Origin of the sequence: Pedobacter sp. (assembly GCF_041662865.1) — a bacterium.
Taxonomy (GTDB): domain Bacteria; phylum Bacteroidota; class Bacteroidia; order Sphingobacteriales; family Sphingobacteriaceae; genus Pedobacter.
Genome location: NZ_JBAZRL010000009.1, coordinates 79618 through 94770 on the forward strand (window position 1 = coordinate 79618; position 15153 = coordinate 94770).

General features: G+C 32.4%; 13 protein-coding genes and 1 pseudogene. 11 read left to right on the forward strand and 3 right to left on the reverse strand.

The features are described 5' to 3' along the window. Both WC622_RS05325 and WC622_RS05330 read left to right on the forward strand, forming a co-directional pair. On the forward strand, positions 1-1410 hold a 1410-nt coding region (locus WC622_RS05325; RefSeq protein ID WP_372818009.1), incomplete at its 5' end, for a L,D-transpeptidase family protein. A gap of 39 nt (positions 1411-1449) precedes the next feature. After that, a complete protein-coding gene (locus tag WC622_RS05330; RefSeq protein WP_372818011.1) occupies positions 1450-2985 on the forward strand; it encodes a L,D-transpeptidase family protein in 1536 nt (511 codons plus the stop codon). Between the two features lie 47 nt (positions 2986-3032). Here WC622_RS05330 and WC622_RS05335 read toward each other — a convergent pair whose 3' ends face one another. From WC622_RS05335 to WC622_RS05345, 3 genes are all read right to left on the reverse strand, one after another. Beyond that, entirely contained in the window at positions 3033-3824 is a 792-nt protein-coding gene (locus WC622_RS05335) for a murein L,D-transpeptidase catalytic domain family protein (RefSeq protein WP_372818013.1), read from the reverse strand. Positions 3825-3989: 165 nt separating this feature from the next. After that, positions 3990-4943 (reverse strand): EamA family transporter, encoded by a 954-nt coding sequence (locus WC622_RS05340; protein ID WP_372818015.1) that lies wholly within the window; start codon positions 4941-4943, stop codon positions 3990-3992. Between the two features lie 20 nt (positions 4944-4963). Further along, complete coding sequence (locus WC622_RS05345) at positions 4964-5470, reverse strand: Lrp/AsnC family transcriptional regulator (protein WP_372818017.1); 507 nt, start codon at positions 5468-5470, stop codon at positions 4964-4966. 147 nt (positions 5471-5617) lie between these two features. On the opposite strand from WC622_RS05345, the gene WC622_RS05350 reads away from it, so the two are divergent. The 9 genes and pseudogenes from WC622_RS05350 to WC622_RS05390 form a co-directional block, all read left to right on the forward strand. Further along, complete coding sequence (locus tag WC622_RS05350; protein ID WP_372818019.1) at positions 5618-6469, forward strand: TlpA family protein disulfide reductase; 852 nt, start codon at positions 5618-5620, stop codon at positions 6467-6469. Between the two features lie 52 nt (positions 6470-6521). Further along, positions 6522-8564 carry a BatA domain-containing protein gene (locus tag WC622_RS05355; protein WP_372818020.1) on the forward strand — a complete coding sequence of 681 codons (2043 nt, stop codon included), beginning with the start codon at positions 6522-6524 and terminating at the stop codon, positions 8562-8564. After that, the gene (locus WC622_RS05360; RefSeq protein ID WP_372818022.1) at positions 8561-9826 is read left to right on the forward strand and encodes a dihydroorotase family protein; all 1266 of its coding nucleotides are present in this window, start codon (positions 8561-8563) and stop codon (positions 9824-9826) included. Before WC622_RS05355 ends, WC622_RS05360 begins: the two co-directional genes overlap by 4 nt. After that, positions 9816-10490, forward strand: coding sequence for a hypothetical protein (locus WC622_RS05365; protein ID WP_372818024.1), 675 nt, complete (start codon positions 9816-9818; stop codon positions 10488-10490). Before WC622_RS05360 ends, WC622_RS05365 begins: the two co-directional genes overlap by 11 nt. 22 nt (positions 10491-10512) lie before the next feature. Continuing rightward, positions 10513-11067 (forward strand): DUF4199 domain-containing protein, encoded by a 555-nt coding sequence (locus tag WC622_RS05370; protein WP_372818026.1) that lies wholly within the window; start codon positions 10513-10515, stop codon positions 11065-11067. A 134-nt stretch (positions 11068-11201) separates the two neighbouring features. Next, positions 11202-12155, forward strand: a complete 954-nt coding sequence (locus tag WC622_RS05375; protein ID WP_372818028.1) for a glycosyltransferase family 2 protein — start codon at positions 11202-11204, stop codon at positions 12153-12155. A 71-nt stretch (positions 12156-12226) separates the two neighbouring features. Next, positions 12227-13195 carry a glycosyltransferase family 2 protein gene (locus WC622_RS05380; protein WP_372818030.1) on the forward strand — a complete coding sequence of 323 codons (969 nt, stop codon included), beginning with the start codon at positions 12227-12229 and terminating at the stop codon, positions 13193-13195. Continuing rightward, positions 13192-14070 carry a hypothetical protein gene (locus tag WC622_RS05385; protein WP_372818032.1) on the forward strand — a complete coding sequence of 293 codons (879 nt, stop codon included), beginning with the start codon at positions 13192-13194 and terminating at the stop codon, positions 14068-14070. Before WC622_RS05380 ends, WC622_RS05385 begins: the two co-directional genes overlap by 4 nt. Positions 14071-14114: 44 nt before the next feature. Next, positions 14115-15153: pseudogene (locus WC622_RS05390) on the forward strand (GH3 auxin-responsive promoter family protein); the annotation flags it as partial.

Consider the following 15153-nt stretch of genomic DNA (forward strand, 5'->3'; position numbering starts at 1 on the left):
GAATTGAGTAGTTCTTTATCCAATCCAAAAACTACAAAGGCATTTTATGCAGCCCACGAAAATAATCCGTTATTAATAACTCGATTTTATACCAATGGTGGATTAGATACTTTACAAAAGTATATCGAGAGGAGCAAAGCTGATGGTTTCAACCCAGAAATATTTAAAGTAAAAGAGTTAACGCAGTTGATAACAACATTAGATGAAAATAGATTTAAAAGCATTGAAGAAGTTTATCCACTTATTGCCGAATTAGAGATTAAAACTGCAGATGCTTTTTTAAGATATGTTAGTTTCATAAAATATGGAGTTGTTAATCCACGGAAAATATATAATCGCTATTACATCAACGTTCATCGTCCTGATAGTTTGAGAATGGATTCATTGTTGAATACGACTAATTTAGTTTCTTCCTTAAAAAATGCTCAACCAACATCAAAAAGCTATTTAGACTTAAAAGCAATGCTAGCTTTTTATCGCGATAGCATTAGGAATGAAAACGACCCCGCCATTAAAACCATAAAGTTAAATATGGAGCGTTTGCGCTGGCAATTGCCACTTAAGACCGATGAGGTTGTTGCAGTAAATATTCCAGATTTTTCATTGACATGGTTTAATAAACGAGATACTTTAGCTCACATGAAAGTGTGTGTTGGTGGCAAAAGAGAAGCGACTTACACAGAAAGAATGAAGCTCTTTTTAAAATCTGGCAATTTAGATGATAAACCAAAAAATCACGAAACGCCTCAATTGGTAAGTGTTTTTAATGCGATACAAGTCAATCCAATTTGGAATATTCCTGTAAGTATTGCGCAAAGCGAAATCTATTGGATGGCAAGAAAAGATCCATATTATTTATTGAATAGTAACATTAAAGTGTACTATAAAGGCAAACAAGTTTATGATCCTGATACAATACAGTGGAATAAATATGCAAGAGAAAAATTACCATTTACCTTTAAACAGGGCTCTGGAGAAGGAAATGCTTTGGGAAAATTTAAGTTCATTTTTGATAATAGTTCAAGTATTTACCTTCATGATACAAATAATAAATATGGTTTCAAATTAGCTAGTAGGGCAATTAGTCATGGTTGTGTGCGTATTGAAGACCCTTTAAAATTTGCACAATTGATGGTTAAAGACAAATATCAATACGACGAATTAAGGATGGAAGTTAATTTACCTCCAATTGATACAAATCGAAATAAGAAATATCAAAAAATATTAGCTAAAAAAGCAGATACGACAAATATATTTCAACTTAAGCCCTCTTGGTTCTCAACTAGAAAAAATGTATCGGTTGTAATTGGTTATTACACTGCTTGGGCTGAGAATGGAAAAGTTCAGTTTAGGCCAGATGTTTATGAGTATGATGGTATTCTTTGGGATGCCATCAAAAAATATATGTAAAATTTCAAACAAAAACAGACTTAATTTTATTAGGTCTACATGACATTTAAAATATATTCTAAATCAACCGCTCAAAAATTATTTTTAGTGAGTGTATTGTGTTTATTCGTTTTACAATCTTGTAAAAAAAGCCATTCAGATATTGGTGCTGTAGTTTTTAAAGAAACCAGAAATAAAATCTTTAAAGACATAGAAACGGAAACTTTCGTTGAGAAATTCAAATTGACTTTTGAAAAACAAAAAGATAAGTACAGAAACCCAAAGTTTTTGAAAGCATTTTATGAAGCCAATGACTTTGAGCCGACTCTATTAATGAAAAATTTACCAAAAGACAAGCTAAAAGAAGCAATTGCTGTACTTAATAATTCTGTTGTTCATGGTTTGGACCCAGCAACATTCAAAACAAATGAACTAAACGAGCTAATTGAAAAAACCTACAATAAAAAAGAAATCAAAACTCTAGATGAAGCTTATCAAGTTTTGATCGATTTAGAGCTCTCTGCTGCAAATTCTCTAACCAACTATAGTAATGCCCTTCAATTTGGTATTATTAGTCCTAGAAAGATTTATGCGCAATACTATACGGCAACAAAAAGGCCTGATAGTGCAAGTTTTTTACAGGTTTTTCAAACGAGTGATATCAAAAACTTTTTAGACAGTATTCAGCCCAAAGAAAAACAGTATTTGGCTTTACAAAAAGCTTTACAAGACAAAGCTGTTTTGCCTGGAATTAGTCAGGAAGAAACAGAAAGGGTTTTGAAAGTAAATTTAGAGCGATTAAGATGGAAAAACTTGCCAACTGAAGATAAATATGTTTGGGTAAATATTCCCGATTTTAAATTAGATGTAGTTGAAAATGGAAAATCTATTTTAAACATGAAAGTTTGTGTTGGAGAAGGTAGAAATAAGAATAACACAGATAATTTGGTTGAGTATGATGAAAATGACTTGAAAAAAGATAGGCCTTTCAATAGAGAAACCCCTCAGCTTAAAAGCATGATTCATAGCGTTCAGGTTAATCCTGTTTGGAATATCCCGGAAAGTATAGCTACTAATGAAATTTCAAAATTGGCGGCAAAAGATCCTTATTATTTAGCTAACAATAATATTGATGTTTTTGAAAACGGAAAATTAATTGAAGATCCTGAAACCATAGATTGGTCTGCTGCAGATGTAGGTAAAAAGTTTGCCTTTAAACAACGTCCTGGAGATGATAATTCTTTAGGTAAAATCAAATTCTTGTTTAACAACGAGAGCAGTGTCTATTTACATGATACGCCAGCAAAAGCACCATTCAGTTGGGAAATGAGGGCTGTAAGTCATGGTTGTATTCGTTTAGAAAAACCATTGGAGTTAGCAGAAGCCTTGTTTGGAACAGGTGCTAAATACGATAAGATTAAAGTGGGTATGGAAAGTTCGAATCCAGTTGCAACAGATATCGCTTTGCCAAAACAGGTGCCTGTATATTTAACTTATTTTACGTGCTGGGTTGATGAAGCAGGAAAGCTTCAATTCAGAAAGGACGTATATGGATTAGATATTGTATTATATACTTATTTACAACGATTGGCATAAAAAAAAGGAGGATTCAATTCCTCCTTTTCTATTTATATTCTAAATTTTTAATCCATTAAATGTGTGGTTGAATCTACAGCAAAATTTGCAGCTAATGTTTCATCTAGATATTTAGATGAATAGGCATCAACGCTTTTGTTAATAAACAACACAGTTTTATCTCCTATAGTATTAATAACTTCATCAGCCACTTCAGGTGCAACTGCTGGGCAACCTTGACTACGGCCTAGTCTACCTAATGCGCTAATGGTTCCTTGACTTACATAAGATGCGCCATGAACAACTATAGAACGACTTCTAGCATTGTCATTAAAACCTTGGTCCATTCCGTCTAATTTCAGTGACCTGCCATGTATGCCTCTGTAAACTTCACCAGTTACATAAAAACCTAAACTACTGGTAAAAGAATCGTTTTTATTGGAGAAATTAATTGCAGCATCATCACCACTTTTTTGACCATGAGCAACCCAAGTGTTTAGCACAATCTCTTTTTTATCCAAATCAATAATATACAATCTCTTTTTTGTACTTAATTGATCAAAATCAGCAATAGTTAAAATAGATTTATTTGAAAGCTGACCAGATTTCTTTAAATTATAAAAACCCGTTAATGCTTTTTCAAACACAGAAAAACGTAAACCTGCTTCTTTTAAATGAGAAGCTTTATACAAATCGTTAACGTGTTTAATGTAAATGCTATCTACCCCAACAATAGTTCTGCTTTTAACAACTTTGCTTTTAATAGTAGGCTCTTTTTTCTTAACAGCTTTCCATCCTGTAATGGTAAGGCAAAATGCGATTGATAAAAATCCTGCAGCTCTAAAAATGTATTTTCTCATAATTTTCGGTATCTCGTTCACAATAATCTAAGTATGAGTTTTGTATAGGCTCTTAGTTTAAGTTTGAATTATTAAAACAAATATACGCAATTTTTCTACTTCATTCATTTTTTATTGGCAATATTGCCGTATTATGACTTATCTAATCAATTGATTTATAGTTGATTATGCTAATATCAATGAATTTTTCTGATTATTTCTATACTTAGCTAAGTTGATAAGAAGCACACTTCCTAAAATAACAAATAAACCAATAATCTGTATTAAAGTAATTTTTTCATTTGTAAAACATAAGCTTAGTAATACCGCAACAACAGGGTTTACATATGCATAAGTGCTTACTTGAGTGGCTGGGCGAACCTTTAATAACCATACATACGCACTAAATGCAGCGATAGAGCCAAAGATGATTAAATAACCTACAGATAACCAAGCGTCAATTGAAACATTTTTCCATTGAAAACCGCCATATTCAGCAGTAAATATACTACCAGGAATAAAAGCGATGCCTGCAGCTATCATTTGCCACGCAGTATTTACCGACACAGAGCTATTTGCTGGTGATTTATATTTTGAATACAAAGAACCACCAGCCCAAGCAATCGGTCCAACTATTAGTAATACCATACCTACAATTTGAGTAGTGCTTTGACTAGTTTGTAAAATATGTAAAACTTGTTCACCAAAAAGTAGAATTACGCCAATAAAACCTACAATTAGTCCTGTTATTGTAGATTTGCTGTTTAAGTTCTCTTTCCATTTTGGCTTATCAAGTAACACAAACCAAATTGCAGCAGAAGCCACCATAATGGCAACTAATCCACTCGGGATAAATTGTTCAACCCAAATTACAATTCCATTACCTACGCCCAACATTAAAACACCACTTATTACAGCCGGTTTTATGAGACTTTTATCGAGAATTTTTTGCCCAGTTACTTTACACCATCCCAATAATAGTAAGCCAGCAAGAATGAAACGAAAAGTGCCTAAAATAAATGGTGGAAATCCACCTAAAGCTCGTTGAATAAAAAAATAGGTAGAACCCCATACGATATAAACAATAGCAAAAGCAAGGTAAACTTTGAATAATAAGATTGGTTTTTTAGTAGTTTCCATAGTAAATGGGGATGAAAAGATTATTCGGGAATATTTAAGGATTGATGTTCTTTAACAGTTTCTAAAACGATGGTAGTTTTAATGGACAATATGTTCGGAATCTTACTAAATGAAGTGCGCATTAATTCCATCAATGAAGCAGAATCGGCTGTTCTTACTTTTACCAAAAAGCAATCATCACCTGCAATAACATGCACTTCTTGTACTTCTTTAATTTTAGCAAGTTCGTTTGTGGTTGTAGTGCACCCTAAGCTCTGAGAAGATTTCATAAAAATAAATGCTAAAAGTTTTAAGTCAACAGCGTTAGGGTTAATTTTGGCGCTATATTGAGTAATTACATTTTTTTGCTCTAATTTTTTAACACGCTCCAATACTGCTGATGGTGCCATATTCAATTCCTTGGCAATGTGAATATTTGATATTCTAGAATTTTCCTGCATCAACCTTAAAATAGTCAAATCAATTTTATCCAAAGTCATATTATGCTTATTATTCTGTAAATATAATGATAAAAGAATTAAATTCATATAATTTGTATTTTAAATGATTTAAATACATTTTAATTGCAATATGACAGCTTTAAGAAATAAGGAAATTTTTCTGCCAAATAATTTCTTTCAATAAGAAATTTTTTAGTCATTGCTACTAAGTTTATAGTTAATTAACTATATTGTATGAAAAATGAAATAATGAGAGCTGTCAAATTAATATTACTTGTTTTAACTGTATTTGCATTTTCTTGTACACAAACACCTGGTAAAAGTGAAGTGAAAAAAGAAGCCGAAAAAATAGAAACTCCCAAAAAGGAGAATTCAATGGTAGGATTGTCAATTGTCCCTGAAGCAGATATTACAGTAACTTTTGGTAAATTTTGGGATTATTATAGTAATAAGATAGAGTTATACGAAGACTTCATTGCTTTTGACACCAAAGGAAATATCATCAGTAAATTACAATTCTTAAACCAACTTAAGTCTGGTTTATACTTTCCATTGGTAATTTATTCAAAAGATGAACAGTTAAATTATAAACTTGTTAAAATACCAGCAAAAGCAGATCCTAACATTTCAGCATATATGAAACAATTCGCACACAATGAATTGATTTTCTTCAAAATGCAAGGAAAACCCATTCCACAATTTGATTTCACTGATATCAATGGAAAAAGATATAATTCTGAAAATACAAAAGGAAAAATTGTATTGTTCAAGTGCTGGTATATAGGCTGCGTTGCCTGTGTAAATGAAATGCCAGCATTAAATGATATTGTAAAAAAGTATCAAGATAGGAAAGATATACTCTTTATTAGTTTAGCAATGGATAATAAATCAGCATTGCAGCAATTCTTTAAGCGAGTAAAATTTGATTATGCTACAGTACCAAATCAAGAAAATTATATGGCTAAGCAATTGAATGTGCAGGCCTATCCAACTCATTTTTTAATTAATAGAAAAGGAATTATGGTTAGAGCTTTGCCAGATGATATTCAAGTAGATGAAGCATTGGCAAAAGAGATTGCAAAGTAAGTTTCATTTAGCAATTCGCTAATTTCCATAATTTTTCTATCTTTGATTTTTAATGAATTTCCTGTATCCGGGCTTTTTTTTTGCACTTTTTGCGGTCGCTATTCCGATCATCATCCATTTATTCAATTTTCGAAAATTTAAAAAAGTTTATTTCAGCAATGTTGCCTTTTTAAAAGAAATTAAAGAGCAAAATTCTTCAAGAGAAAAATTGAAGAACTTACTTATATTGTGTTGTAGAATACTAGCTATCGTCTTTTTAGTATTCGCTTTTGCTCGTCCATTTTTGCCATCTGCAACTAAAATTGATCAAAATAGAGGAAATAGTGTAAGTATTTACATTGATAACTCTTACAGTATGGACGCTGTAAATAAAGAGGGAAGTTTGCTTGATGAAGCAAAGCGAAAAGCGAAAGAGGTTGTAAAAGCTTTTCAATTAAATGACAGATTTCAGTTATTAACGAATGATTTTGAAGGGAAACATCAACGGTTGTTGAATGCAGATGAAGCGCTACAAGCCATTGATGAAGTAAAAGTCTCATCCGCCAGTAGAAAATTACAACAAGTATTAAATCGACAGCAGAGTATTTTTACGGGTATAAGCAATCGATTTGTGTATGTAATTTCCGACTTCCAAAAAGGATTTTCAGGAAATGAACCTATAAAAACAGATGCAAATACAAATATATCTTTAGTTAAACTTAATGCTAATAATTTGCCTAATGTTGCAGTAGATAGTATTTGGCTATTATCGCCTGTACATCAAGCTAATACTACAGAAAAATTAGTTGTCCAATTACGCAATTATGGCGATGAAGAAGCTAAAAATATCCCGATAAAACTATATATAAATAAACAGCAAAAAGCGATTAGCAGCTTAACTATTGAAGCGGGTAAAATAAAAAACGATACACTTTCATTTAGTGGTTTGGGTTTAGGTTGGCAAAAAGGAATGGTTAGTCTGAAAGATTTTCCATTAACTTTTGATGATGAACTTAATTTTAGCTTTAAAGTAAATGCCGAACAAAAAGTAGTAAGCATAAACGGACAAGCAGACGAAAAATACATCAAAGCATTGTTTAGCGCTGATTCGTATTTTAAATTAACAGAAATGCCAGAGGCGAATATCAATTATTCGGCTTTACCAAATCATAGTTTATTAGTGTTAAATGGTTTAAATAATCCATCAAGTGGATTGGCACAAGAGCTAAAATCGTATGTTTTTAATGGCGGTTCAGTAGTTGTTTTCCCGAATTTAGATGCAGACAAAAGCGTTTATTCCGCTTTTTTAACAGCTTTAAATCTTCCGGCGATTGCCGAATTAAGTACTACTCCAAGCAAGGTAAGCAGTATAGAATTAAAACATCCACTATTTAAGGATGTATTTGAAACCTTGCCTCAAAATTTAGATTTACCACAAGTTAACAAGTATTTCAGCTTTGCGGAAAACAACACACGTAACAAAGAAAATTTGTTGCAATTACCTGCTGGCAAATTGTTTTTTGCTCGTTTTCCTGTTGGCAACGGTCAGATTTATTTATCAGCTACCGATTTAGGGAACGAAAACAGCAACTTTGCAAAACATCCAGTTTTTGTGCCTTTAATGTTTAAAATAGCTTTCGCAAGTGCTAAAGAACAGCCCATTTATTATACTGCAATGAAAGATAATGTGTTGGAAAGTCAAAAAATAGATTTAGGCGCCAACCAATCTTTAAAATTAGTAGCAGATAATTTTGAAGTTATACCAGAATTGCGCCAAACCAATGGAAAAACGTTATTGTACGTTGCAGATCAGGTTAAAAAAGCAGGTTTTTACGATGTTAAAAAAGGCGATTCGACTTTAGCGGTTGTAGCCTTTAACGATAACAGAATAGAATCTGATATGCATTATACCGAACAGGCAGATTTGCAAAAGCTGTTTGGTAAACAGCAAATCGCATTTTTAAATCCGAAATCTGATAGCATTGCATCAGCTGTTGCCGCAAAAAATAATGGAACAGAGTTATGGAAACTTTGTCTAATTTTGACATTAGTTTTTTTAGCAATTGAAATAATATTGGTCCGATTTTATCATATCCAAAAACATACAAATTCATGAACCTCTTAGTTAAGGGAATTACAATTGCCGATCCTAACAGCGAGTTTAATCAAAAAACCTGCGATGTACGCGTTGAACAAGGAAAAATCACCGCCATTTCAAAAAGTTTAATACAAACTAAAGACGAAACAGTTTTTGAAGGAAAAGGAGCTGTGCTTTCTCTTGGATTTTTTGATTTAAACTGCATGATTGGTGACCCAGGTTTGGAAACCAAAGAAGATATTGAAACAGGAACTGCTGCTGCAAAAGCTGGAGGATTTACCGGAATAGCAGTTTTGCCGAGTACAAAACCTGTTGTTCAATCTAAAGGCGAAGTAGAATATATCTTAAACAAAGCAAAAAATAATTTGGTAGATGTGCATCCCATTGGTGCAATTAGTCGCGATTTAGAAGGTAAAGAATTAGCCGAGCTTTTCGATATGAAAAATGCCGGAGCAATTGCTTTTTCTGATGGCAGCAAAGCAATAAGCGATGATGGTTTTGTAAGTCGAGCTTTGCAGTATTGTTTAGGTTTTGATGGCTTATTGATGCTTTATCCCGAAAATAAATCTATCGCTGGCAAAGCACAAATAAACGAAAGTAAAAATAATGTATTGCTAGGAATGAAAGGCATTCCAGCATTGGCTGAAGAAATGCAGATTTCTAGAGATATTTTCCTAGCAACTTATCACGATGCTCCAATTCACGTTAGCAATATTTCTACAGCTGGTTCGGTTGCAATTATAAGAAAAGCAAAGAAAGACGGTGTAAAAATTACTTGCGATGTGGTTGCACATCAATTGGTATTTACAGAAGATTTGTTGAACGATTTTGACAGCAACTACAAAGTAAAGCCACCATTACGTAGCAAAGCAGATCAAAAAGCGTTACTGGCTGGCTTGAAGGATGGAACAATTGATGCGATTTCTTCACAGCATCGCCCGCATGAAATAGAATTTAAAGATGTAGAATTTGAAATTGCAGCGTATGGTATTATCGCTCTGCAAACAGTTTTACCATTAATAATCCAAGCAGGTTTGGATGCGACATTAATAACTGAGAAATTAGCCATCAATCCAAGAAGGATTTTGAATTTGCCTGTGCCAACAGTTAAAGTAGGAGCAGATGCGAACTTTACAATCTATCACACTACCCAAAAATGGGAATATAATTCGGCCACTAACGCCTCAAAATCAAGCAATTCTCCTTTATTGGGTAAAACCTTAACAGGAAAAGTGCAATTAGTTTACAATAACAAACAATATCAAGTATATGAACAGTAGTGTAGAACAAGCGCTAGTTGCATCTTTAGATCAATTTGCAGCAGCTAATAATATAGATTCGATTGCCATTGAACAACGTTTAGTTGAGGTTTTTGGTAAGGATATGAATTTCATAGAAAAAGTTGCAGAGTTTGATGAAGTATTCGACGAGTATTCAAAATTTGATGAATTAAGAGAAGTTTATTTCGATTTATTGATGATTAATTTCTTCACTAGTGATGTAAATAAATTGGAAGAAGACTATTTGGAATCGAACGAATGGGAAAACATTGAGGAGGAAACCATAGATCGTGGAACTGAATTGTTGAACTTGCTATTGTACATTAACGAGTGCCATGACGAAGAAATTAAGCCAGGTTTAGAAGACTTTTTGAAAGAATTTTTATTAGTTGAAGAAGACGAGTTTCAAGATGAATTTCATATTTATGAAGATTTAATTAGTAATCAGCAACTGGCAGAAAGTAGTGTAGAAGATATTTGTAGCAATGCTGATTTATTAGAATTAAGCGAAGAAATGGAAGAACTTTTTGTACCGTTCATGACTTTCTTCTTACAACCAAATACAAGTGAAGTCACACAAAAAGAAATACTTAAATTTAGTAACAATAAAAGTTTTGATGTTGCAGTATATACTTTAATTACTAATTTTAATAAAAATAGATAACCTAAAACTAAACTAAATAAAAATGGAACAACAATTATTACAAGAACAGAAAAAACCTAATGCTTTGGCATTTCAGGTGGCTATCAGCTTTGCTATTTACATCTTGATTCTTACAGTTGTAATGAGGATATTAAAAATTGATCCACAAGCAGTAAATGTACCCGTTTATCAAACAATTTTATCAGTTTTACTAGCTTGGGGTACTTTTATTTTTGCAATTTATTATGCACAAAACAAGCATAAGCAAGATTTAGGTGGCTTTATTACTTATGGAAGAGCATTTTCTACTGGTTTTAAAGTAGCAGCTTATGCAGGATTATTCATCGGTATTTTGATGTTCATTTATTATCAATTTGTAGATCCAGCTGCGATGACCCAAATTATGGATAATGCTATTGCTAAAGCAGACGGTGATGAAAACAAAATAAAAGGTATAGAAATGATGTCTAAATACATGATTATTTTTACTGTTTTTGGTGCTGCGATTATGTATGCAGTTGTAGGATTAATCATCAGTTTAATTACTGCGGCAATTGTTAAAAAAGATCGTCCTGTGGATTTTGATAACGCACAATAAAATTCATTAACATAAGTTTATCAACGTGCAGGTTTTATCATATAATTTGATGAAATTTGCACGTTGTTTTTTAAGCGCATTTTGTTTTCAGATATTGTCTAAATTATTAATGCCAAATACTCGATACACAATACATGGATATATCAGTTGTAGTACCTTTATATAACGAAGAAGAATCATTACCAGAGTTAATTGCTTGGATAGATAAAGTGATGAGCGAAAATAATTTTTCTTATGAAGCAGTTTTTGTAGATGATGGTAGTACAGATACCTCATGGGCTATGATTGAAGAATTGAAAAAAAAGTACAGCACTGTAAAAGCCATTAAATTCAGAAGAAATTATGGTAAATCTGCTGCGTTAAATGTAGCTTTTGAAGCTGCACAAGGTGATGTAATTATTACAATGGATGCTGATTTGCAAGATAGTCCCGATGAAATTCCAGAATTGTATCGCCGTATAAAAGAAGAAAATTTCGACATCGTTTCAGGTTGGAAAAAGAAACGTTACGATCCAATCACTAAAACTATTCCTACAAAATTATTTAATGCTGCTACTCGCAAAATGAGCGGTATCCAGCTAAATGATTTTAACTGCGGCTTAAAAGCGTATCGTAAAGATGTGGTGAAAACCATAGAAGTATATGGCGAAATGCACCGTTATATACCAGTAATTGCAAAATGGGCAGGTTTTAATAAAATAGGAGAGCAGGTTGTAGAGCACAGAGCGAGAAAATACGGGACTACAAAATTTGGTTTTAGCAGATTTGTAAATGGCTTTTTAGATTTACTTTCTATTTTTTTTGTAGGCAAATTTGGCAAACGTCCAATGCATTTTTTTGGTTCTTTAGGTGTATTAAGTTTCCTTTTAGGTACAATTATGGCCTTATGGATGATTGGCGTCAAGTTATACCACATTGCAGCACATATTCCTTACAAAAGAGAAATCACAGATCAGCCTTTATTTTATATTTCTTTAGTAGCAATTATTGTAGGTTCTCAAATGTTCTTAGCAGGATTTATTGCTGAACTTTTATCACGTAACGCACCAGAAAGAAATCAATATTTAATAGAAAAAGAAATAATTTGATGTAAGATGGAAGAGGTAAGATGGAAATATTCCATTTTATATTTGACATTTTACATTTTACATCACAACACATGTTTTTCTCCATTATTATTCCACTTTACAATCGCCCGCAAGAAATTGATGAGCTTTTAACTACCTTAACTGAGCAAACGTATACACAGTTTGAAGTGTTGGTTATTGAAGATGGTTCTGTAAACGACGCGAAAGATATTGTAGCTTCTTATGCAGATAAACTAGATGTTAAATACTTTGTAAAGCCAAATGGAGGCCAAGGCTTTGCTCGTAATTTTGGTTTTGAACGGGCAAAAGGGGATTATTTTATCATTTTCGATTCAGATTGTTTAATCCCAAAAGATTACTTAGAAATTGTTAAAAATTATCTATTTGAACATCAGTTGGATGCGTATGGAGGCCCTGATGCTGCACATGAAACATTCACACCTGTTCAAAAAGCGATTAGCTACGCCATGACGTCACCATTTACTACTGGTGGAATTCGTGGTAATAAAAAACATATCGGACAATTTCACCCTCGTAGTTTTAATATGGGTGTTTCTCGAGAAGTTTACGAAAAAGTTGGTGGTTTCATCTTAACTCGTTTAGGTGAAGATATCGAATACAGCATTCGTATACATGAAAATGGATTTAAAATCGGATTAATCCCAGCGGCAAAAGTTTTCCATAAAAGAAGAACAAGTTTTAGTCAATTTTATAAACAATTGCATTTCTTCGGAAGAGCCAGAATTAATATTTACAAACATTTTCCATCAGAGCTAAAAGCAGTTCATTTTTTTCCTGCATTATTTACCATAGGTACAGGTTTTATGCTGTTGTGCAATGTGTTTTATTCGCCATTGGCCTATATTTGTAACTTCTTTTTTGCGCTCTATTTTTTGTTGATATTTTTTCATGCTTGGCAGGTTAACAAATCAATAAAAATTGCACTTTTGAGTGTTGTCGCATCATTTATACAACTAACCGCTTATGGTTTAGGTTTTATACAAGATTTTTTTAAAAGAATAATAGCTAAACAATCATGATAGACTATTTGAAGGAAAGCACTTTCGCAGTAAAGGATGTAATTATGCAAGCGTGGAAAGTTACCCGTGATAACTATTTCTCAATTGCGACACTCTGTTTCTTGATATTTATTACCGCATTTACCTCAACATTTATGGCCTTTTTTATGGGCGAATTGAATATAGGGATTAGGGTTTTTATGTTGCTCATCTTTATTATGAGTTACTGTGTTGTAGAGCTATGTTTAATTAAATATATTTTCAGGTTATTAGATCATCAAGAAGAAACAGATATAAAAATTATTGATACACTGCCTACAAGAACTGAAATAATACGATTTCTTATCGGAACAGTTTATTTTGGATTGAGTATTTTTTTAGTTGGTATTTTATTAATGCCAGTACTTTACATTTTAGATTTAATCTTAAAATTTGCAGTAAATCAAGGTATAATTGATAATTTTACTTATGCTGGAAAAGTGATTGTGAACGTTGCAGTTGCAATTGCCATGTTAAGTATCTTTTTCACCTTTATTCGAATTATATTCTTCCCGTTTTTTATTATAGATAAGCATAGTCCTCCGTTCGAATCCATTAAATTAAGTTTAGCTACTACAAGAGGGAATTTTATTAAGCTTCTATTTATATTATTAGGTTTGGTGCTAGTTCAGGCAATTGTTTTTGGCTTTTTCTATATTGTAATTATGATGGGTTTTCGTTTAATCAATTATTTTTTTGATTATGACATCAACCAATATATCTCTTTAATTGTTGTAATATTTAGTTCATTTGTTATTGTGCCATTTAGTACAGCTTTTTTCACAGTAGCTTATCGTAAAATAATGAACGAATACAAGGGCGATGAACACCCTGATATTATACACAATATCGTTTAATGCTCATTACATTCACAAATTCTCTCAATTATTAATTTAACAACATGGGAATAAAAGCGGCACTAAGTAAGCCATTTGCTGCATGGATTGTAAAAGGCATCAATAAATGGAAAAAAGAAGCATTAAAAGCACAGAATGATGTTTTTAATGCGCTTGTCAAATCGGCAATAGCAACTGTTTTTGGTAAAGAACATAACTTCAGTTCTATTAAAAATTACGAAGATTTTAAAGCAAATGTTCCGATAAGAGATTATGAAGGTTTAAGACCTTATATAGATAGAGTAGTTGCCGGCGAAAGAGATATACTTTGGAGAGGTAAACCGAAATATTTTGCAAAAACATCTGGCACTACATCTGGTGTAAAATATATTCCTATTTCTAAAGAATCAATGCCAGAGCATATAAAAGCAGCTCGTAATGCCTTATTAACCTATATTCATGAAACAGGTAAATCCGATTTTGTAAATGGTAAAATGATTTTCCTACAAGGGAGCCCAATACTCACTAAAAAAAATGGAATTAATGTAGGTCGTTTATCAGGAATTGTAGCACATTTAGTTCCTGCCTATTTACAAAAGAACAGATTGCCATCTTATGCTACTAATTGTATCGAAGATTGGGAAGAAAAAGTAGATGCAATCGTTGCAGAAACTTTGCATGAGGATATGACACTCATTTCTGGAATTCCCCCCTGGGTGCAAATGTATTTTGATAAACTCAGTGAAAAAACTGGCGGTAAAAAAATCAAGAGTATCTTTAAAAATTTTAGTCTATTTGTGTACGGCGGGTTAATTACGAACCATATCGAGCTAAAATTGAAGCAAGTATTGGACGAAAAGTCGACACCATTGAAACCTATCCAGCATCCGAAGGTTTTATTGCTTACCAGGATACACAGGAAGATAAGAGTTTGCTACTTTTGGTTAAAGCAGGAATTTTTTATGAATTTATTCCGGCAGATGAATATTATAACGAAAACCCAACTCGTTTAAGTTTAGCGGAAATAGAATTAGATAAAAACTATGCATTAATTTTAAACACAAATGCAGGTTTATGGGGATATAGTATAGGTGACACTGTAAA

Coding starts and splice junctions, on each gene's coding strand:
- WC622_RS05330 (WP_372818011.1), top strand. CDS start 1,450: ATGACATTTAAAATATATTCTAAATCAACCGCTCAAAAATTATTTTTA.
- WC622_RS05335 (WP_372818013.1), bottom strand. CDS start 3,824: ATGAGAAAATACATTTTTAGAGCTGCAGGATTTTTATCAATCGCATTT.
- WC622_RS05340 (WP_372818015.1), bottom strand. CDS start 4,943: ATGGAAACTACTAAAAAACCAATCTTATTATTCAAAGTTTACCTTGCT.
- WC622_RS05345 (WP_372818017.1), bottom strand. CDS start 5,470: ATGAATTTAATTCTTTTATCATTATATTTACAGAATAATAAGCATAAT.
- WC622_RS05350 (WP_372818019.1), top strand. CDS start 5,618: ATGAAAAATGAAATAATGAGAGCTGTCAAATTAATATTACTTGTTTTA.
- WC622_RS05355 (WP_372818020.1), top strand. CDS start 6,522: ATGAATTTCCTGTATCCGGGCTTTTTTTTTGCACTTTTTGCGGTCGCT.
- WC622_RS05360 (WP_372818022.1), top strand. CDS start 8,561: ATGAACCTCTTAGTTAAGGGAATTACAATTGCCGATCCTAACAGCGAG.
- WC622_RS05365 (WP_372818024.1), top strand. CDS start 9,816: ATGAACAGTAGTGTAGAACAAGCGCTAGTTGCATCTTTAGATCAATTT.
- WC622_RS05370 (WP_372818026.1), top strand. CDS start 10,513: ATGGAACAACAATTATTACAAGAACAGAAAAAACCTAATGCTTTGGCA.
- WC622_RS05375 (WP_372818028.1), top strand. CDS start 11,202: ATGGATATATCAGTTGTAGTACCTTTATATAACGAAGAAGAATCATTA.
- WC622_RS05380 (WP_372818030.1), top strand. CDS start 12,227: ATGTTTTTCTCCATTATTATTCCACTTTACAATCGCCCGCAAGAAATT.
- WC622_RS05385 (WP_372818032.1), top strand. CDS start 13,192: ATGATAGACTATTTGAAGGAAAGCACTTTCGCAGTAAAGGATGTAATT.